Source organism: Paenibacillus sp. ACRRX (assembly GCF_022346885.1).
Lineage (GTDB): Bacteria > Bacillota > Bacilli > Paenibacillales > Paenibacillaceae > Paenibacillus_B.
The window spans coordinates 73641-93992 of the sequence record NZ_JAKRNK010000003.1 but is presented as its reverse complement, the minus strand read 5'-3'; the positions used below and the strand labels follow the sequence as shown (position 1 = coordinate 93992).

The 20352-nt window shown below is 42.3% G+C and carries 17 protein-coding genes; all 17 read left to right on the top strand.

The annotated features are described in order from the left end of the window. Positions 1-143: 143 nt before the first annotated feature. The 17 genes from fliW to argJ all read left to right on the top strand — a co-directional run bounded on the left by fliW (position 144) and on the right by argJ (position 20226). On the top strand, positions 144-572 hold the full coding sequence (gene fliW, locus MH117_RS11200; protein ID WP_239328793.1) for a flagellar assembly protein FliW: 429 nt from the start codon (positions 144-146) through the stop codon (positions 570-572). Beyond that, a complete protein-coding gene (gene csrA / locus MH117_RS11195; protein WP_239328792.1) occupies positions 572-808 on the top strand; it encodes a carbon storage regulator CsrA in 237 nt (78 codons plus the stop codon). The genes fliW and csrA overlap by 1 nt, the downstream gene beginning before the upstream one ends. A gap of 165 nt (positions 809-973) precedes the next feature. Further along, positions 974-1798 (top strand): flagellin N-terminal helical domain-containing protein, encoded by an 825-nt coding sequence (locus tag MH117_RS11190; protein ID WP_239328791.1) that lies wholly within the window; start codon positions 974-976, stop codon positions 1796-1798. Positions 1799-1885: 87 nt separating this feature from the next. Further along, complete coding sequence (locus MH117_RS11185) at positions 1886-2233, top strand: flagellar protein FlaG (protein WP_239328789.1); 348 nt, start codon at positions 1886-1888, stop codon at positions 2231-2233. Positions 2234-2247: 14 nt separating this feature from the next. After that, positions 2248-3726 (top strand): flagellar filament capping protein FliD, encoded by a 1479-nt coding sequence (gene fliD / locus MH117_RS11180; RefSeq protein ID WP_239328788.1) that lies wholly within the window; start codon positions 2248-2250, stop codon positions 3724-3726. A 42-nt stretch (positions 3727-3768) separates the two neighbouring features. Then, positions 3769-4152 (top strand): flagellar export chaperone FliS, encoded by a 384-nt coding sequence (gene fliS / locus MH117_RS11175; RefSeq protein ID WP_239328787.1) that lies wholly within the window; start codon positions 3769-3771, stop codon positions 4150-4152. Between the two features lie 50 nt (positions 4153-4202). After that, positions 4203-4463, top strand: coding sequence for a hypothetical protein (locus MH117_RS11170; RefSeq protein WP_239328786.1), 261 nt, complete (start codon positions 4203-4205; stop codon positions 4461-4463). A gap of 114 nt (positions 4464-4577) precedes the next feature. Beyond that, the gene (locus MH117_RS11165) at positions 4578-7700 is read left to right on the top strand and encodes an IPT/TIG domain-containing protein (RefSeq protein ID WP_239329201.1); all 3123 of its coding nucleotides are present in this window, start codon (positions 4578-4580) and stop codon (positions 7698-7700) included. A 65-nt stretch (positions 7701-7765) separates the two neighbouring features. Then, positions 7766-9019: a flagellin lysine-N-methylase gene (gene fliB, locus MH117_RS11160; RefSeq protein ID WP_239328785.1), complete on the top strand. Its 1254-nt coding sequence runs from the start codon at positions 7766-7768 to the stop codon at positions 9017-9019. A gap of 108 nt (positions 9020-9127) precedes the next feature. After that, positions 9128-10198: a glycosyltransferase gene (locus MH117_RS11155; RefSeq protein ID WP_239328784.1), complete on the top strand. Its 1071-nt coding sequence runs from the start codon at positions 9128-9130 to the stop codon at positions 10196-10198. Positions 10199-11077: 879 nt separating this feature from the next. Further along, a complete protein-coding gene (locus tag MH117_RS11150; protein WP_021257113.1) occupies positions 11078-11275 on the top strand; it encodes a cold shock domain-containing protein in 198 nt (65 codons plus the stop codon). A 327-nt stretch (positions 11276-11602) separates the two neighbouring features. Continuing rightward, positions 11603-12148 carry a ribosome hibernation-promoting factor, HPF/YfiA family gene (hpf, locus tag MH117_RS11145; protein WP_239328783.1) on the top strand — a complete coding sequence of 182 codons (546 nt, stop codon included), beginning with the start codon at positions 11603-11605 and terminating at the stop codon, positions 12146-12148. A gap of 315 nt (positions 12149-12463) precedes the next feature. After that, positions 12464-14968, top strand: coding sequence for a preprotein translocase subunit SecA (gene secA / locus MH117_RS11140; RefSeq protein WP_239328782.1), 2505 nt, complete (start codon positions 12464-12466; stop codon positions 14966-14968). Positions 14969-15152: 184 nt separating this feature from the next. Beyond that, a protein-coding gene (gene prfB, locus MH117_RS11135; protein ID WP_239328781.1) for a peptide chain release factor 2 occupies positions 15153-16269 on the top strand; the annotation gives its coding sequence in 2 pieces (ribosomal slippage) (positions 15153-15224 and positions 15226-16269; 1116 coding nt in all). 290 nt (positions 16270-16559) lie between these two features. Further along, complete coding sequence (locus MH117_RS11130; RefSeq protein ID WP_239328780.1) at positions 16560-17453, top strand: YitT family protein; 894 nt, start codon at positions 16560-16562, stop codon at positions 17451-17453. Positions 17454-17840: 387 nt separating this feature from the next. After that, a complete protein-coding gene (argC, locus tag MH117_RS11125; protein ID WP_239328779.1) occupies positions 17841-18893 on the top strand; it encodes an N-acetyl-gamma-glutamyl-phosphate reductase in 1053 nt (350 codons plus the stop codon). A gap of 106 nt (positions 18894-18999) precedes the next feature. Next, on the top strand, positions 19000-20226 hold the full coding sequence (gene argJ, locus MH117_RS11120; protein ID WP_239329200.1) for a bifunctional glutamate N-acetyltransferase/amino-acid acetyltransferase ArgJ: 1227 nt from the start codon (positions 19000-19002) through the stop codon (positions 20224-20226). Positions 20227-20352 lie beyond the last annotated feature (126 nt).

Below are 20352 nucleotides of genomic sequence, written 5' to 3'. Positions count from 1 at the left end.
TTACTTAGACTAAGTTATTTCTCGCAGTAACTAGATGTGCAATTGTGATTTATTCTTACCTGGTGATAATAATTTTAAGGTTTGAAATAGCTATATAGAACTTTGTTCTTATAGCTATTTTTTTTGAAGGAGGATTATTGTTTATGAAAGTACAATCAGCACGATTGGGAACCTTAGATGTAGAAGACACAGATATTATTCGCTTTGAGGAAGGGATTCTTGGGTTTGATGAATATAAGGATTATGTCTGGTTGCAGGGTGTGGGGTTTAAGTTGGAAATTGATTTACTCCAAAGTGTGGATGATGCCGACTTGACCTTTATCATTGTTGACCCATTTAAGCATCAGTCAGGATATGAGTTTGAGTTATCTTCCAGCATTAAGGAAAAGCTTAAGCTTGAATCGGAAGAACAAGTCGTTGTAAGGACGATAATGACCGTTAAAAATACTGAGAACATGACGATTAACTTAAAAGCGCCGCTTATTATTAACACAACGGTATTAAGAGCTGCTCAAGTTGTGTTGGAGGGAACGCCATACGATGTGCAGCATCCGATAGGGGGCGTGTCATAATGCTCGTATTGACTAGGTCTAAAGGGCAAAAAATTATGATAGGAAATGATATCGTATTGACGGTAGTTGAAGTGAATGGTGACCAGGTCCGATTGGGCATAGAAGCTCCTTCGAGTGTTGCTGTTTACCGCGAGGAGATATACCGTAGCATAAAAGAGCAAAATGAGTTTGCATCGATGGAAAGTTTATCAACTGAAGAATGGAAGGAGATAAGTGACAGTATTAAAAAAAGATAAAATAAAAAAAAGTAGTATGTTGCTATAAACTCTATGAATCAAATGCCGATATATTAATTAATAGGTCAAACGTAATGATTCTATCGGCCGAAGAACAGGCGTTGATCAATTGGGTGTGAGCAAGGAAGCGAGCACCATAACACGATTCCAGGGAGGAACTTAATCATGCGTATTAACCACAATATGAGCGCTTACAACGCGCACCGTCAATTGACTACAAACAACACTCAACAAGGGAAATCCCTTGAGAAATTGTCTTCTGGCTACCGTATTAACCGTGCAGCAGACGATGCAGCTGGTCTTGCAATCTCCGAGAAAATGCGTAACCAAATCCGCGGTTTGGAACAAGCTTCCAAAAATGCTTTGGATGGTATTTCCTTGATTCAAACAGCTGAGGGTGCTTTGAACGAAACTCATGCTATGCTTCAACGTATGGCTGAGCTTTACACACAAGGTGCGAACGAAGTGTTGACTACTTCTGACACTGCTAAAATTGATGCTGAAATCGCTCAATTGACAGAGCAAATTGATGCTGTTGCTACTCAAACAAGCTTCAATACGAAGAACTTGCTTGGTACTGCTGCACCTGGTGATATTACATTCCAAGTGGGCGCTAACAAAGATGAGACTATCAAGTTGACTCTGACTAAAGCTACTGCTAAAGATCTTGGTGTAGATAAGTTGGATAAATTGGATGATGCTTCTAACGCTAAAGCAGCTGGAAACCTTGAAAAAGTTCAAGAAGCAATCAACAAAGTTTCTGAAAACCGTTCCGGTTTGGGTGCTGTTCAAAACCGCTTGGAGCACACAATTAACAACCTTGGTACAACTGCTGAGAACTTGCAAGCTGCTGAATCCCGTATTCGTGATGTAGATATGGCTAAAGAAATGTCGACATTTACGAAAAACAATATCCTTAACCAAGCTGCTACTGCAATGTTGGCGCAAGCTAACCAACAACCTCAAGGCGTACTTCAATTGCTTCGTTAAGATTTATCTTGAAGCCGGCCGGTCTATACCGGTCGGCTTCTTTACTATCTAAAGCGATAAATTTAAACACATGAGGAGTAATTGATCATGAGAGTAGAACATTATTCTGCTCTGCCGTCAATTCATTCGCCAAGTCAGGTCCCACACCGATTTGTAGATTCAGGCTTGCCTAATCGTCAAACACATCAAGAGAAAGCATTTTTGCCTGTTGGGGAACAAGCGCTAATTAACATTGTGGAGCAGAGCAATAAGTCTCTTCAGGGAGTAGATACCTATTTAAAGGTATCCGTACATGAGAAGACACAGAGAATTATTGTGAAGATTGTGAATACCAATACAGACGAAGTTGTTAAAGAAGTGCCGTCAGAAAAGATGCTGGACCTAGTTCAAAAGTTATGTGAACAACTAGGTATATTTATAGATGAAAAAAGATAGGAGGGGAACTTGATTTGATCAATCCTATTCGATTTACAGGTATGGCCTCAAATATGGACACCGATAAATTAATCAGTGATCTGATGAAAGTGGAGCGTCAACCCGTTAACAAGTTGAAGCAGCAGAAGCAGACGCTTATGTGGCAGCGGGAAGACTATAGAAATATGAATTCCATGATGTCAAGCTTTCGCGAAGTAGCGAAAAACTTGCGATTTTCTACCACGTTTAACAAGTTAACAGCTACGAGCAGCAACAGTTCAGTAATTTCGGCTAATGCATCATCATCGGCAGCAAGTGGTAGTTATGTTGTAAAGGTAGACGCATTGGCAACATCTTCAACTAACATTGGAGATGCTCTCCCCGTTCCACTAGACTTGAAAGCAACTGGGCTTACTCAAGGGGAGTTCAAGATAGCGGGACGTACGTTTGAAATAAAAGCGGATTCCACACGAGAATCCATAATGAATGAAGTGAACAAGGCTAATATCGGTGTTCGGATGAGCTTCGATAGTATAAATGGCCGATTTACACTGGCATCTTCGAGTACGGGAGCATCTTCTTCATTTGCTATTGATGATAGTTCTGGGGTACTAGAGGGGAACTTTAAACTTAAGGCTGCTAACACCAAAGTCGGTCAAGATGCAAAAGTGATGTTAAATGGTGTCAGTATGGAGATGTCCAACAATTCTTTTGAATTTAATGGCGTTAAGTTTGATTTGAAAGGTGTTTCTGCTGCCGAGGTTAACGTTTCTGTAACGAGAGATACACAAGATTTAACAGGCCGTATTAAAGACTTTGTCAATAAATATAATGAACTAGTAGATAAGATCCAAGCAGAGACAACGGAAAGACCAAATCGTAAATATTATCCTCTTAGTGATGAAGAAAAACAATCCATGACAGAAAAACAAGTTGATTTATGGGAATCAAAAGCGAAAACTGGTTTGATGTATGGAGACGATATTCTAAAAGGTGCTATGAGTGAGTTGCGTCAGAGTTTAATTAGTGGTGTCACAGGTATAACGGGCCCAATTAATTCCTTAGATGATATTGGAATTACGTTTAAAAGTTTTACAAAAGGTGGTTCAACTAAGGAGCTTGGAAAGATTAGTTTGGACGAGCAAAAGCTTCAAGATGCCGTTAACAGCAATCCAAATGCAGTTATGGAATTATTCACTAAATCTAGCAATTTGGATAAGACAGATCCCAATCGTCGACTTGAGATGGGCTATGGTGAGCGGTTGTACGAATCTTTATCGAAGTCTATTGATAAAATATCCAAAAAAATCGGTTTAAGTGTCTTATCGGATGCGGTGGACAATAGCATAGTTGGTAAAAGAATATATGAGATGAATAAAAAAATGGATTCACTTGAACGAAGAGCCGATCTCGCAGAAAAGCGTTATTACAAGCAATTTACTGCCATGGAAAAAGCCATGCAAAAGTTAAACAGCCAAGGCTCATGGTTGTCACAGCAGTTGGGTCAAGGTTAAACGTAAACAATTCAGAAAAATGTGTGTAAAGGGAGATGCTTCATGATACCGATGAACTATCAACAACAATATGTAAAAACAAAAGTAGAAACAGCAAGTCCAGGTGAATTGACACTCCTTTTATACGAAGAATTGTTTAGAAAGTTAAACATGGCCAAAAAGTTTTATCAACAACAGCAACAAGAAGAAATGATACAAAAGCTGCATGGTGCACGCGAAATATTGTATGAGTTCATAACTACTTTGAACTGGGAATACGAAATATCCGGTCAACTTCATGCACTATACGATTATTACTTAAGACGGATTAATGAGTTCGTCATAACTAGAGAGGAACAGGTATTAGAAGAAGTTATCCTCTTTGCTAAAGAGTATGCGGAGACTTGGAAGCAGGCAGTGCTCCTTGTTAAGGCGGGTAATCATTAATGAATGTATTAGAAACGTGTTGTCGGATAAAAGAGATTTATACAATAATTTTGAGTACTGCTAAGGTGGAATTATATTTCCAACATGAAGATGAATTAGATCAGTTGTATGAATTATTAAGAGGCGAAGCAAGGGGAGAAGTACAACTGTCTGATTCAATCCGATTGTTATATGAAGAATTACATCAACAAAATCAGCAAATACAAGATCTTATACAGCACAAGCAAGTCTTGAGCAAAAAAATGAAGGAAGTGTCGTACGATTCGTACACGCAACCTAGCGATTCTTATTTTGTAGATCGCAAGTGGTAGAAACAAATGAACTATTTATTATGATATGGGGGAATTAAGGTGAGGAAGACGAAGCACATTCTTATTCTTGTGCTCACATTACTGGTGTTAACTGCGCAGTTACCTTTGTCTAATGTGTATGCAGCTAGTGATTATGTTACTGCTTCAAGAACTGTTAATCCAATTAGCATTCTAGCGGGAGAAGAAGCAGAGGTACAACTTAATATTCAAGGAACACCTCCAGTTAATGTGGTCAAACCTAATGATGTTATTCTTGTCATCGATAAATCGGGTAGTATGGGCCCTGGACATGCAGCTAACAATGGTGAAGATAAAATGAAAAACGCCATTGCTGCAGCTAAGGGGTTCATTGACCTCATGGACTTTTCTAAGCACCGTGTAGGTATCGTAGATTTTAGCACAGGTGTAAGCTATTTACCGCTGACATCGGATTCTAAAGCTGCCAAGGCTTATATTGATACGATACAAGCCAACGGCAATACAGCGACTGGGGATGCAATCGGTAAAGCAATAGAGTTATTGGCTGATCATCGTCCTGATGCACAACCTGTTATGGTTCTCATGACAGATGGAGCGGCTGCAGTTGGCGGAGAAGGGCTAGATCCATATAAATATGCATTAAAAAAGGCTGGAGATGCCAAAGAAGCAGGGATTGTATTATATACGATTGCCTTGCTGTTGAAAAGTGAAGATCCAACAAATAGTGCTCCTAACAAATTGATGATGGACATGGCAACTACTTCCCATCACCATCATTTTGTATTAGGTTCAACAGGTCTGTCAGAGATCTATTCCGCTATCGTTAAGGAGATAGGTATAGCTAGCGCCTATGATGTAACGGTGACGGATGTGGTGAGCGATGCTTTTGAAATTGTTCCTGGTTCTTACGAGCACAACATTCCAAAGCCAGTAGTTAATGGGAACACTTTGATTTGGAAATTTATTGAGCTAAAGAATGATAATTTGAAATTTAGTTACAAAATCAAGCATAAAGCTGATAAAGGTGTTGGTAAGTTTCCAGTCACCACTTCAGATTCAGTAATCACGTATAAGGACTATACCGGAGCGGCAAAAAGCTATTCGACAGCTTCGCCTTCGATTGAAGTCAAATACCCAGCACCAGTTATTACAACTGTAAATCCAGCCAAAAGTGCAGTAAAGGGTGGGGAAAAGATAAAAATAACTGGACAATTCTTCCGTCCTAATTTGAATGTTTGGTTTGGTGGTACCGCTGCAACAGATATTACGCTTATTAGCGACAAAGAGATCGAAGTTACTACACCTGCTGGTAAGCAAGGAGAGGCAATTATAAGAGTTGTCAATGATGACAAACAAGAAGCGACAGCTTCATTTTCTTATTATGCTGATCCTGAAGTATCCGGGATTACACCAGCTTCTGGCCCTCTAACTGGAGGAACTGAATTGGTTATTTCAGGTAAAAACTTCTTACCTGGTGTTAAAGTAAAAGTAGGGAATAATTACGCAACTAAAGTCAACTATCATAGTAGCATTTATATGTATGCGACAACCCCTGCTGGAGAAGCAGCTGGATTGGTAGACATTGTGATTGAAAACCCAGATGGAACTCAACTACTATTAAAAGAGGCATTTCGTTATAATGAACCTCTAAAAATGGAGTTGAAGTCGATTTCTCCAACTGAAGGACTAACGACAGGTAATGAGACAGTTACTCTTAATGGTCAACTGTTTGAAAAAGGTGCAAAAGTATTTTTTGGTAACGTGGAAGGGACTAATGTAGTATTTTTCTCCCCTACCAAATTAACTGTTATTACACCGATATGGGCAGTTGCCGAAAATGTCGATGTGAGAGTAGTGAATCCAGACGGCACGGACTCAACTCTTGCTCAAGGATTCAAGTATATTTTGCCACCACCGCCTAAGGCACCAAGTGTTACGAGCATTAGCCCTAAAAATGGACCGCTTGATGGTGGTACGACAGTATATATTGAAGGATCCGACTTTGTTAAAGGTGCGAAAGTAGTTTGGGGGAATCAAGTTGAGCTGGAAACCACGTTTGTAAGTGCAAAACGGGTTATAGTGGACACCCCTAAGTGGAGTACATCCGAAAGTGTTGATTTGAAGATTGTGAACCCTGATTCACAAAGCTTTACAGTGCCTGGTGCATTTACTTATGATAAGGCTCCAGAGTTCGATCCTCCTAAAGTAAGATCGGTTAACCCGAATCATGGACCTATGACCGGTGGAACGACGATTTATGTAGATGGTAGTGGAATTCGTAAAGGTGCTAAGATGTATTTTGTTCATAATGGGCAGGAAACAGAGTTGAATGCTACTTATGTCAACTCTTCTCGGATGTATGCTGAAACACCAGTTGTTAATTTTAACGGTGCTGTCACGGTAAAAATCGTGAACATAGATACAAAGTCTGGTGAGTTGGCAGATAGCTTCACATATGACGCACCACCAGAAGTGAAGCCACCAACAATACAGAGTATAACACCAAACAGTGGCGATAAGAGGGGAGGAGAACTAGTCGAAATTACTGGTTCTGAATTCCAAAAGGGAGCTAAAGTTACCTTCGGTGCTAATACCGTTGATCTTGCTGCTTTCTTAGGGGCTACTAAAGTGAGAGTGTATGTTCCTGCTGCTGTAAGCTCTGGAAGTGTTGATGTAACATTAATAAATCCAGATGGCAATAAAGTAACGCTTACAAATGGTTACACATATGAAGATGCCAAACCAGTAGTGACACGTGTTTCTCCGAATATCGGCCCAATGGCGGGAGGCACTACCGTTTATTTAGACGGTAAGTTCTTTGAGCGGGGTATTGTTGTAAAGGTGAATGATAAGGTAGCAGCTAGTACATTTGTTAATAGTACACGTTTGTATTTTGAAACACCGGCATCAAGCGTACCAGGTCAGGCTACGATTACGGTGACAAATCCTTCTGGAAACTCGACAACTGCGGTATTTACGTATGAAGCCCCAGTACCGGATCCGGCGCCGAAGTTAAGAGGCGTAACGCCAGCATCTGGACCTGTTTCTGGAGGTACTTCGATTTATATTGATGGTAACAGTTTCAAACGTGGTGCTAAAATTATATTTAATGAAGTCGAATACGATTTACTCTTTGTGAATTCTACTCGGGTAGTCTTTGATGTACCGAGAGCAAACGCTGCTGGAGTAGTTAGTTTTAAAGTTAAGAATCCTGACGGACAGCAGTCAGCAACTTCTCTTAACTTCGAGTACAAATAATGTCTTAGAAGGGGCCTTTTCAGGTCCCTTTCTTGTAAGTAATTTGGAGTGGGAAGTGAACAACGATGAAGAAACAGGTGTTAATGCCGTTATATATGAAATCTTTTGCATGTATTGGGAGTGATTGCGAAGATACGTGCTGTGCGGGTTGGGGAATTTCTATTGACAAGAAAACGTATAAAAAATACAAAAATGTAAAACACCCTACCCTTACAAATTTACTTAATAAAGGCATAAAACGAATAAAAGATGAAAGAGCATCCGATTCTACGTACGCCTCATTCAAATTAAATAAGCAAAGTTATGCTTGCCCGATGTTAGATGAAAATAAATTATGTCGTATTCAATTGAATTTAGGCGAAAATATGTTATGTTCTACGTGTACAACATACCCAAGAGTGATAAATAAAGTAGATAATGTTATGGAACTGTCAGCTAAGTTGTCTTGTCCAGAGGTTTCCAGATTGGCCCTTCTGAATCCAAATGGAATAGAGTTTGAAGAATTAGAATATGAAGTGAATCCAGATTGGGGATGTCGTAGTCGGTTAAATACCCTCCAACCGAGGTTTGCAGAGCAGTTATTTTGGGAGCTACGAATGTTTTCGATAGAGATTATACAAAATCGAAACTTGAAAATTAGTGATAGACTTATTTTTTTAGGGATATTCATTAATAAGGTTCAACAAAACATAGACAATAATCAACTTGAGAGTATTCTGTCCCTAGTTGAAGAATATAGAACGAAGATGAATCATCCCGATTACATGAGAAGTTTGGAACAAATATCGGTGAGCACTTCTTTTCAAGTCAGATCAATTATTGAAATGATTCAAATTAGAAATCAAATGGGCATTATTAACGAACGGTATCTTAAGTGCCTAAATGAAATGCTTCAAGGTCTGGGGATTGACTCAGAGCAGGGTGATGTTGATTTGAAACGTATTGAAACAGAGTATTTAAACAATTATCAGAACTATTACTATCCTTTTATTGAGCAGCACGAATATATTCTTGAGAATTATGTTGTGAACTATATATATGAAACATTATTCCCGGATATGAGCTCAAATAAAATATTTGAAAGCTATATTCAGATTTGTATTTTATTTTCCGTATTAAAAATTCATATGATTGGTATATCGGGTTATCACAAGGGCCTCACACCTGAGCATGTTGTTTTTGTGATCCAAAACTTTTCTCGAGTTATTGAACATAACTTACAATATGTGAATCGGATGACCAAATTGTTTGAAGAAAATGGATACAACACTTTGGCACATTTGGCTACCCTTGTTAAGGACAAGAGAATGCAGCCCTAACAACTAGATAAAGCAGATGAGCTATGTGGACACCAATTTTAACCAATCACCCAAATGAAGATCTATTGAAGTGGGGATATATAAGTGAAATTGCCAATATCAGTATGTATGATCGTGAAGAATGAAGAAGATATGCTTGAAGAATGCTTATTATCAATATTAGATGTAGTCAGTGAAGTCGTCATCGGAGATACCGGATCAACAGACAATACGCAAAAAATTGCTTTGAGATATGGAATTTCTACCATACCTTTACTATGGGAAGGGTGTTTTGCTACGGCTCGAAATGCCGTTATAGACAATGCCACTCAACCTTATGTATTAATTATGGATGCAGATGAGCGTTTAAATGAGGGTTCTGCAGATGCTTTACGAGAGTATATCCAAATGGGTACAAATAGTGTTGGGAAAGTAATAATTCAAAACGTGAAGGAAGACAATAGTGTCATACTGAGCCAGATAACGCGCTTGTTCCCTAATAATTCAAATTATAGATTTGAAGGTAAAATTCATGAGCAATTGAAATTTGACGGCAGATCACCTATTGCGGTAACAACATCGGTAAATTTAATGCATCTTGGGTATATGGAAAGTGCAATTAAACATCGAGGAAAATTGGAACGAAACTTGCTTATGTTGTCGGAAGTAGAAAGCCAAGAGCCAGCTAATTCATATATTCAATTTCAGCTTGGACAAACGTATTTCGTTGGCAAGGAATACGACAAAGCAGTTCAGCATTTAATTAAAGCAATCCAACTGGTACCCGAACATGAACAAAAATCTATTGCATTTTTATCAAATGCGTGGCTGTCACTATGTTATTCTCTACTATATTTGGAGCAGTATGATGCTGTACTTAAAAATATTCCGGATGCGATTCAATTGTATCCGGAATATACCGATTTATATTTTGTATACGGGCTTACGTTGACTAGCATGAAACATCCCTCAGCACTAGAGTTAATTCCGGATGTATTTCAACAATGTTTGGAGTTGGGAGAGGCAGATCCTAATATATATGAGACATCAAGAGGTGTAGGTTCATTTAAGGCTCATTATAATCTAGGTGTATACTGGGAAATTTTTGGAAATCTAACGCGTGCACAGCATCATTATAAGTCTGCAGCAATGGCGGGGTACCAAATGGCTGCAGATCGTTTAGCCAGCATCTCACAATAACTAGTTTATAACAATTGTAGGTACATCTACAAAAATAGAGTAATTAATTGGTATAAGAGACATCCTATTGTTCTTTTTGAAGATAAGTGATTTTATCTCATTTATTCTGTAAGGACAATGATGTCTCTGTATTATTATAGACATGGTCATGAAGGAAATAAACTTCGAGACTTGACCAGAAAGGTATGCTCAAAGGATGAGCTGCAAGATGATTATTTCTTTATTGATAACAATAAGGAAGAACTATCAAGTGAAATGTTACACAGTATGGGGAATAAAGTATAAGGTTACTGATGGAGTTCCCAAGCCAAATTATTTATGACCTAGATGGGGCCGCCGATATATGGAAAGGGAATCTTATATGAAAAGTAGCTAACTCTAAAGAGGATATGATGGAATATGCTCTGGTTAATAAATTTGATTATATATTTTAAATTGACTCAGATCTTATTCTTGACCCTAAGACGTTAGTTCAGTTTTTTTATCAACCGATGAATTTAACTTGGTTAAAGGCAAACATTCCTATATGCCCTATGGAGAAAGAAAAGAGCTTCTTCTGTCGATTTCGTGTGTAGATAAAGTCATTCCCGAGCAGTCATGGGATCGTAATAAATTGGATATTTTTTGAAATAATGTTGATATATTTGTAATGGGTAACGACTGGAAAGGGAAGTTTGATCATTTACTTCCATTGTGTGAGTTGGTGTATCTGGAGCGTACTCCGGGCATCTCTTCATCCTCCATTAAACAATCAATATTAAGCTAGGAAGTTATAAGAAAAAAATCCCTTTTCTCATTGACACCGCTTCCACCCGGTGATATAGTCGATTTGTAGGGTACATTTACCTACGGATTTGAAGATGAAGGGATGATTTTAAGATGCAAGGTAAAGTGAAATGGTTTAACGCAGAGAAAGGTTACGGCTTTATCGAAACTGCAGAAGGAAACGACGTATTCGTTCACTTCTCCGCTATCCAAACTGATGGCTTCAAGACTTTGGAAGAAGGCCAATCTGTAGAATTCGATATCGTGGAAGGCGCACGCGGACCACAAGCAGCTAACGTAATCAAATTGTAATTATAACGGCGATTGCCGAATTATATATGATTCGATTAGCTAATTTAAACCCTCTGATTCGTCAGAGGGTTTTTTTAGTGTGTCTGAATCCGATTGATTGCCGTTATGAATAAGGTAAGTTATGGGCAGGTAATAGTCTGCGAGAACTGATTTGCATATGTTGCAGCGCGGTTTACATTCAGTCATTTTTTAACACTTTCGACTTCGTTTCAAAAGTACATTATATAGGTAATAATGTATACGCAAGTGTCGATGAATTGTAAACGTTATTTTGAATTCGACCCTTTGCCTATGTTATAATGAAGGTAAGCAAAGGAGGAGTGCACTATGAATTACAGCATTCGAGGTCAACAGATTGAAGTAACCGAAGCTCTTCGCGAATATGTGGAGAAGAAACTCAGCCGACTTGAACGCTATTTTGAAGCACCCGCTTCTGACGTAAGTGTAACTTTGAGTGTAACCCGCGATTTGCATAACGTAGAAGTCACGATTCCAATGCCAGGCTTGCTCTTGCGAGCGGAGGACCGCAGCAAGGACATGTATGCATCGATTGATTCGGTCGTCGATAAGCTAGAGCGTCAGATCCGCAAGCATAAGACCAAGGTGAACCGCAAGTTCCGTCAACGCGACGACAGCTTGAATCTGTTATTCAGAGAAGAGCCGTCAACGACAGTTGCTCATGAAGAAGAGGACATGCTCGAGCTTGTGCGGACGAAGCGCTTTACGTTGAAGCCGATGGATGTGGAAGAAGCGATCCTCCAGATGAATATGATTGGACACAGCTTCTTCGTATTCTCGAATGCGGACACGAAAGAAGTCAATGTTGTCTATCGCCGGGATGACGGACGATATGGCCTCATTGAACAGGGCTAAGCACAATGCAGCCTGCTGGACAGGGGTAATAGGAACAAGATGTTTCCTTATTAGTTAACCTCTAACAGAGCCTGCATATCATACCAGTAATGAACTGAGCCTATTTCCACAACGGAATAGGCTCTTTTAACGTATAATAGAGTATAGATTGCTGTATATACGGAGGATAGTGACCATAACGGTTGCGACTCCTCTTTGAAACTGTTACAATTTATTGCAAAACGAGTCAACGGACAGGTTCTTTTTCTGAAGACCGCACGAGCAAGATGTGGCTATAGACAATAAATGATCTGATTTGCATGAAAGGGGTTAACCATGCTAGGACTTGTAAAGAAAATTTTCGGTGATACCAATGAACGCGAAGTGAAGCGTTTAATGAAAACAGTAGAGGTTATCAATGGCATGGAGCCGGATTTCGAGAAACTTTCGGATGAACAGCTTCGCGCCAAGACGGATGAATTCCGCGCTCGTCTGGAGAAGGGCGATACGTTGGAACAGTTGCTGCCTGAAGCATTTGCTACTGTACGCGAAGCATCCAAGCGAGTGCTTGGTAAGCGTCATTATGACGTTCAGTTGCTTGGGGGTATGGTGCTTCACGAAGGCAAGATTGCAGAGATGAAGACCGGGGAAGGTAAGACGCTTGTCGGAACCCTGTCGGTCTATTTAAATGCGCTTGCAGGCAAAGGTGTCCACGTGGTTACAGTCAATGATTATTTGGCAACACGTGACAGTGAAGAGATGGGGCAGATCTACAATTTCTTGGGTATGACTGTCGGTCTTAACTTGAACGGCATGGACCCAGACATGAAGCAAGAAGCTTATGCAGCAGATATCACATATGGTACAAACAATGAGTTCGGCTTTGATTACCTACGAGACAATATGGTGCTATATAAAGAACAAATGGTTCAGCGCCCGCTGTCTTATGCAATCATCGATGAAGTGGACTCTATTCTCGTTGACGAAGCGCGTACACCGTTAATCATTTCCGGTCAAGCTGCTAAGTCTACCGATATGTACTTTACCGCAGACCGCTTTATTAACCGATTGAGCGAGGATGATTACACAGTAGACGTGAAGACTCGCCAAGTAGCCTTGTCCGAAGCGGGTGTGGCGAAGGCTGAGAAGGCATTTAGCGTAGAGAACTTGTTTGACGTGAAGAACGTTACGTTGAATCACCATGTGCAGCAAGCTTTGCGTGCGCATATTATTATGCGACTAGACGTAGATTATGTCGTTAATGACGGTGAAGTTGTAATCGTCGACGAATTTACAGGTCGTATGATGGCTGGCCGCCGTTATAGCGATGGTCTGCATCAGGCAATCGAAGCGAAGGAAGGACTGGAAGTTCAGAACGAGAGCATGACGCTCGCAACGATTACGTTCCAGAACTACTTCCGTATGTATCGCAAGTTGGCTGGTATGACAGGTACGGCGAAGACAGAGGAAGAAGAGTTCAAGAGTATTTATGGTCTTGAAGTGTTGCAAATTCCAACGAACAAGCCGAATCAGCGTAAAGATATGCCGGATGTCGTCTATAAGACGGTGAATGGTAAGTTCCGCGCTGCGGTTGATGAGATCGTAGAGCGTCATAAGAAGAATCAGCCGATTCTTGTAGGTACGGTATCCATTGAGAATTCAGAACGCCTTTCGGATATGCTTCACAAGAAAGGCATCCAACATAAAGTGCTTAATGCCAAGTTCCATGCGGAGGAAGCGGAAATTATTTCACGTGCGGGCCAACCAGGCTCTGTAACGATCGCAACCAACATGGCTGGTCGTGGTACAGACATTTTGCTTGGAGAAGGCGTGCCTACAGTTGGCGGCCTTCATATTATCGGTACTGAGCGACATGAGAGCCGTCGTATCGATAACCAGCTTCGTGGTCGTGCAGGCCGTCAGGGCGACCCAGGTTCCTCTCAGTTCTATTTATCACTGGAAGATGAGCTGATGCGCCGTTTTGGAGCAGACAACGTGTTGGGCATGATGGAGCGCCTTGGCTTTGATGAGGATTCCCCAATCGAATCCAAGCTGATCACACGTGCAGTAGAATCAGCCCAGAAGCGTGTTGAAGGCAACAACTTCGATCTTCGTAAAGTGGTTCTTCAATATGACGACGTGATGAATCAACAGCGTGAGATTATTTATCGCCAGCGCCGTGAAGTGTTGGAGTCAGATAACATCCGCCAAATCGTTATGGATATGCTGAAGCCTTGTATTGATCGGATCGTAGATGCTCATTGCAGTGAGGAAGAAGTGCCAGAGAACTGGGAATACGAAGAGGTTATCACTTATATGCAGCGCCACTTCCTGGAAGAGGGCACGCTAACAAGAGATGATCTGTGGGGCAAAGAGCAAGAAGAGCTTAAAGAGTTCTTATTTAATAAAGTTATGGATAAATATATTGAACGCGAGCAAGCGATGGGCGAAGAGCTCGTGCGCGAATTTGAGAAGGTTATCGTATTACGCGCTGTAGACTCCAAGTGGATGGATCATATCGACGCGATGGATCACCTTCGCCAAGGTATCCACCTTCGTGCGTACGGCGGTACCGATCCACTTCGTGAATACCAATTCGAAGGATATGAGATGTTTAATAGCATGATTGCATCTATTCAAGAAGAGGTATCCACTTACATCATGAAAGCTCAAGTAGAGCAGAACGTGGAACGTCAGGCAGTTGTCGAGGAGAGCAAGATGTCGACTAATGCAGAGCCTGCCGTAAAACGTCCAGTAACTAAGGACGACACGATCGGCCGTAACGATCCTTGTCCATGCGGCAGTGGCAAGAAGTATAAGCAATGCCACGGCAAGCAGTAATCGCGTCACGACACGTGATATAGGCACGTGCCAGCGCGTAGGAAGTGTGCCGTGCATACGATAGAACAACGGGCGCCCGAATCGGCGCCCGTTGTTCAGTGCTATTCGCCTTTATTCGGTACAGCCAGAGTAATCTGTCATCCCGGATAAAGGCCAATCATCATGGATACAGAGGTGACTGACGATGATCGATGCAAGCGTTCGACATCAGCTGCGTGAGCTCGCAGCTAAATTATTAAATCTTAGGGGGTCTCTTTGACTTAGACCTCAAGCTTGAACTCATAGCAGATTTTGAAGTGAAAATGGCTGCACCAGACTTCTGGGACGATAATGAGCGCGCTCAGGCGTTCATATCAGAAATGAATGCTGTCAAAGGCAGTGTAGACCAGTATCAAGTTCTTTTCCAAGAGCAGGAAGATATCGAGATGATGATGGAGCTTGCAGAGGAAGAAGACGACGAGGGCTTGGCTGGTGAAATAGAGGAAAGTATCAAGCAGTTGTTTGCCAAGGTAGAGAAGTTTGAACTCCAACTGCTTCTTAGTGAAGAATACGATAAATACAATGCGATTCTGGAACTGCACCCGGGAGCTGGTGGTACGGAGTCTCAAGACTGGGGCCAAATGCTGCTGCGTATGTATACACGATGGGCAGAAAAGCGAGGCTTTAAGGTTGAGGTTCTTGACTATTTACCAGGTGATGAAGCGGGTATTAAGAGTGTGACCTTATTGATTAAGGGCTACAACGCCTATGGTTATCTCAAGGCAGAGAAGGGCGTGCACCGCTTAGTGCGCATTTCGCCATTCGACTCTTCTGGCCGCCGGCATACCTCGTTTGTATCGTGTGATGTCGTACCGGAGATTAATGACGACAGCGCTGTTGAGATCAGAACTGAGGACTTGAAGATTGATACGTACCGTGCGAGTGGTGCAGGTGGTCAGCATATCAATACGACGGATTCTGCCGTCCGGATTACCCATCTTCCGAGTGGAGTAGTTGTGACATGCCAGACAGAGCGCTCCCAGATCAAAAACCGTGAACGGGCAATGACGCTGCTTCGATCCAAGCTCGTAGAGAAGAAGATCGAAGAACAAGCCAAGCACTTGGCGGAAATTCGTGGTGAGCAGATGGAAATCGCATGGGGCAGCCAGATTCGTTCCTACGTGTTCCATCCATATAGTATGGTCAAAGACCACCGCACGTCGGTGGAAACCGGCAACGTCGGTGCCGTCATGGACGGGGACCTCGATGAGTTCATTGAATCGTACTTAAGATCGCGCATTCAACAACCTGCAGAACAATAAATATGGGGATTGAATGATGAACCTGCGCCGACGTTGTCGGGGCAGGTTTTTTGCTATACTTGAACGCTGTGCCTGAACAGAGTATGTGTATGCAGGCGTTGCGTATACTAAGGGGCAGTTGCGGGAAGTTAGGAACTGGTCAGCATGAGAGAGCATCAGCAAATTTCTCAGCTGCTATTTACGTTGATCAACGTGCAACACAATCCAATCTGTCTATTTTATAAGCCTAAGCCTATTTTTTTAATATATAACCATACTGCTGTGAGTGAGAACTGAAAAGGAGAGATTACATGTCATCCCCATCCCTTACCAAAAAGCCGCGGCGTGGCCCGCTGCTGCCATCTAGCCATCCGGCACGAACCGTGCTGGAGTACGCTCTAATACTGATTGGTGCCTTTATTATGGCAATTACGTTTAACATGCTTCAGCTACCGAACAAAATTGCTTCCGGAGGGATTTCGGGTCTGTCTATCGTTCTGGAGGACGTGCTGGGCTGGAAACCGGCCATTACACAATATGCATTTAATATTCCGTTATTCATTCTTGGCGTTTCTCTGTTAGGAAAGCGATACGGCATCCGCACGTTAGTTGGTTCTATTGCACTGCCATCCTTTGTATACCTTACGTCTGGTCTTCCTGCAGGTACACATAATCCGCTGCTTGCCGCAATATTTGGCGGAATTGGTATTGGACTTGGACTTGGTATCGTTTTTCGGGGCAGAGGGTCTACAGGTGGGAATGCGATTACGGCTCAATTGATTCATACCTTTCTTGGGATCGGCCTTCCGCTAGCCGTTGCCATATGCGATGGCGTGGTCATTTTGCTCGCAGGTGTGTTGTTATCGTTTGAAGATGCGATGTATGCCCTAATCGGCTTATTTGTCATGAGTAAGACATTGGACGTCGTACAGATAGGATTTGGTTATACAAAAGTAGCCTTTATTATTACGGAGAAGACGGAGGAGATGTGTGAGGCCGTTCTGAACGACCTGGATCGTGGTCTCACCAAGCTTCATGGCGAAGGTGGATATACGGGTGACCGTCGTCTCGTGCTAATGGTCGTAGTCGGGCAAACTGAGATTGTTAAGCTTAAAAATATCGTCCGAGCAGTGGACTCACATGCTTTTGTTATTATAAGTGATACGAACGAAGTTCTGGGTGAGGGATTCAAAATACATTCTTAATTAGTTGATAAGTTGAATATAGACTACGATGTCAATCCTTATGTAGGAAGCTTATTGTTGACGAATCACACCCGTAAAATTTGCAGCTGAAAGCATTCAGCTCCTAGTTGGCACAACGCTGTGTGAGGTAGTACTCATTCCTCTTATGCAATTTAGTTATACAAGCTTATGCATAAATTCATGAATAATAGTAGGGCACGATTAATATCCGCATTGCTGCTTTTTATAAAGCTGCAGTGCGGATATTTTTTTGGTAAAGGTGTTGTATTATTATAAATAGAGTCGTATAATGATACATATTTATTCATCAGGTAACGATTGCCTATAGATGGATCGGACGTTAGTGAACATCAGTCTTTTATTTGATTGTGAAGGAGATTAGGTTACATGTCACAAGCACGTTTAAAAGTTGCTATTGTAGGGTCAACCGGGTATGGCGGCGTTGAATTAATACGATTTCTGTTACATCATCCATTAGTGGAGATCACGTCTGTTATTTCGGCCTCGAGCTCTGGAACGGCTTTGGCAGACGGGTATCCGCACTTGAATCAGATCATGTGTAATACATTGGATGGCGTTGATATAGAACTTATGAGGCAGAAAGCAGATGTTGTCTTTACTGCAACACCTACAGGAGTAAGTGCCAAGTTAGTACCGCAACTGCTGCAAGCTGGCTTGAAAGTAATCGACTTGTCTGGCGATTTTCGGTTGAAGAATAGTGCGGAATACGAGAAATGGTATAAGCATGAAGCCGTTGATGTCGACACGCTGGAGCAAGCAGTGTATGGACTGTGCGAGTGGTACGGTGAAGAGGTCCGGGGCAAGTCCTTCATTTCTAATCCAGGTTGTTATGCAACAGCAGCATTGCTCGGCTTGACACCCGCGCTGCAAGCCAATTGGCTGGAGCCCGATTCGATCATCATCGATGCAAAATCAGGTATCTCCGGTGCAGGCAGAGGCACAAGTCTAACGGTGCACTACTCGGAGATTAATGAGAACTTTAAGGCTTACAAGATAAATACACACCAGCATACACCAGAGATCGAACAGGTGCTGACGAATATTTATGGCAAGCCTGTAACGGTTACATTCACGCCGCATTTGACACCTATGACACGCGGCATTATGTGTACGATGTATGCCAAGCTGAATGGAAGATATACGAATCGTGATTTTGTTCAATTGTATAGTGAGCTGTATGAGGGGCGTCAGTTTGTAAGAGTTCGTCCTGCCGGCCAGTGGCCAGCTACTAAGGAAGTGTACGGCTCCAACTTCTGCGATATCGGCTTTGCGGTAGATGAACGAACACAGCGTGTGACCATTGTATCGGTCATTGATAATGTGGTAAAAGGCGCAGCTGGTCAAGCGATACAGAACCTGAACTTAATGATGGGCTGGGATGAAACGACAGGCTTGTTCTATGCTCCAGTATACCCATAAATAGCTGTTTTTAATAGAGTCAGATTTAAAAATGAAAGGCGAGGGATGCCTGATGACGATTCAAACGACAACGGCCAGTTGTTTTACTACAGAACTGGAAGAGGATATGGACAGTTTGCCGTTTCAAATTATTGACGGTTCGGTAACCACTCCAGCAGGGTTCCGTGCCGGTGGGCTTCATTGCGGCTTAAAGAAGACGTCCCGCAATGATCTTGGTGCGATCGTCTGTGACGTGCCGGCTGCTGCAGCTGCTGTGTACACGTTGAACGCCTTCCAAGCGGCACCGCTTGGTGTTACACGTGCCAGCCTGGCAGAGGTGGGCAGGCTGCAGGCAGTCATTGTAAACAGCGGCAATGCCAACGCGTGCACGGGCAAGCAAGGTGAAGCTGATGCCTACCGAATGCGCAGCGCTATGGCGGAGCAGATTGGCGTTGAACCCCATTATGTAGCGGTAGCCTCAACAGGGGTTATTGGCGAGAATCTGAAGATGGATTGCGTCGAGATGGGCATTGCATCCATCGGGGATCAGCTAACAGCAGCACGAGACGGAGCTGAACAGTTCAGTCAGGCTATACTGACGACTGATCTGGTTAAAAAGGAAGCTTGCGTTCAACTTCGCATTAACGGTGAGATCGTTACGATTGCCGGAACAGCAAAAGGGTCCGGTATGATTCATCCAAACATGGCAACGATGCTGGGGTTTGTGACAACAGATGCGAACATTGAGCCCGCAGTACTGCACGCACTGCTTAAACAGACAACTAACGATACATTTAATATGATCACGGTTGACGGAGATACGAGCACTAACGATATGCTGCTCGCTATGGCAAGCGGCTGCGCGGTCCATGAAGCGTTAACGGAGCAGCATGAGGCGTGGCCTGCTTACCAGGCCGCATTCAAATATGTTTGTACGGTGCTGGCGAAGGCAATTGCCCGTGATGGAGAAGGGGCGACCAAGCTGATTGAGGTACGAATAAAGGGAGCTTCTTCCGACGACTCCGCGAAAAAGATCGCAAAGTCTATTGTAGGCTCAAGCCTCGTGAAGTCTGCGGTATTTGGCGCTGATGCGAACTGGGGACGTGTTATTGCTGCAGTAGGTTACTCAGGCGAGCAGGTACGAACGGATGCGGTTGATATTTATTTGGGATCGATTCCCGTGTTACAGGAATCTACACCTGTGAAATTTGACGAAGACGCGGCGCTTGAATATTTAAAGGAGGATACGATAGTATTCACCGTTAATCTCCATATGGAAGAAGGAAAAGCCACAGCATGGGGCTGTGACCTGACTTACGATTATGTACGCATTAATGCAGCTTATCGAACCTAGAGCAAAAGCAATTGATGCAAAAAAAGGTAGATCGCACAAGTTTGTGGGATAGAACTAAATTTGAACTTCAGACGTGTGGAAAGAGAGCTGGTTTACCCCAGTGGATACCCTTGTTGGTTGATAAAG

Coding starts and splice junctions, on each gene's coding strand:
- hpf (WP_239328783.1), top strand. CDS start 11,603: ATGAATTACAGCATTCGAGGTCAACAGATTGAAGTAACCGAAGCTCTT.
- MH117_RS11130 (WP_239328780.1), top strand. CDS start 16,560: ATGTCATCCCCATCCCTTACCAAAAAGCCGCGGCGTGGCCCGCTGCTG.
- fliS (WP_239328787.1), top strand. CDS start 3,769: ATGATACCGATGAACTATCAACAACAATATGTAAAAACAAAAGTAGAA.
- MH117_RS11185 (WP_239328789.1), top strand. CDS start 1,886: ATGAGAGTAGAACATTATTCTGCTCTGCCGTCAATTCATTCGCCAAGT.
- MH117_RS11150 (WP_021257113.1), top strand. CDS start 11,078: ATGCAAGGTAAAGTGAAATGGTTTAACGCAGAGAAAGGTTACGGCTTT.
- MH117_RS11155 (WP_239328784.1), top strand. CDS start 9,128: ATGATCGTGAAGAATGAAGAAGATATGCTTGAAGAATGCTTATTATCA.
- fliB (WP_239328785.1), top strand. CDS start 7,766: ATGAAGAAACAGGTGTTAATGCCGTTATATATGAAATCTTTTGCATGT.
- argC (WP_239328779.1), top strand. CDS start 17,841: ATGTCACAAGCACGTTTAAAAGTTGCTATTGTAGGGTCAACCGGGTAT.
- secA (WP_239328782.1), top strand. CDS start 12,464: ATGCTAGGACTTGTAAAGAAAATTTTCGGTGATACCAATGAACGCGAA.
- MH117_RS11190 (WP_239328791.1), top strand. CDS start 974: ATGCGTATTAACCACAATATGAGCGCTTACAACGCGCACCGTCAATTG.
- fliW (WP_239328793.1), top strand. CDS start 144: ATGAAAGTACAATCAGCACGATTGGGAACCTTAGATGTAGAAGACACA.
- argJ (WP_239329200.1), top strand. CDS start 19,000: ATGGACAGTTTGCCGTTTCAAATTATTGACGGTTCGGTAACCACTCCA.
- csrA (WP_239328792.1), top strand. CDS start 572: ATGCTCGTATTGACTAGGTCTAAAGGGCAAAAAATTATGATAGGAAAT.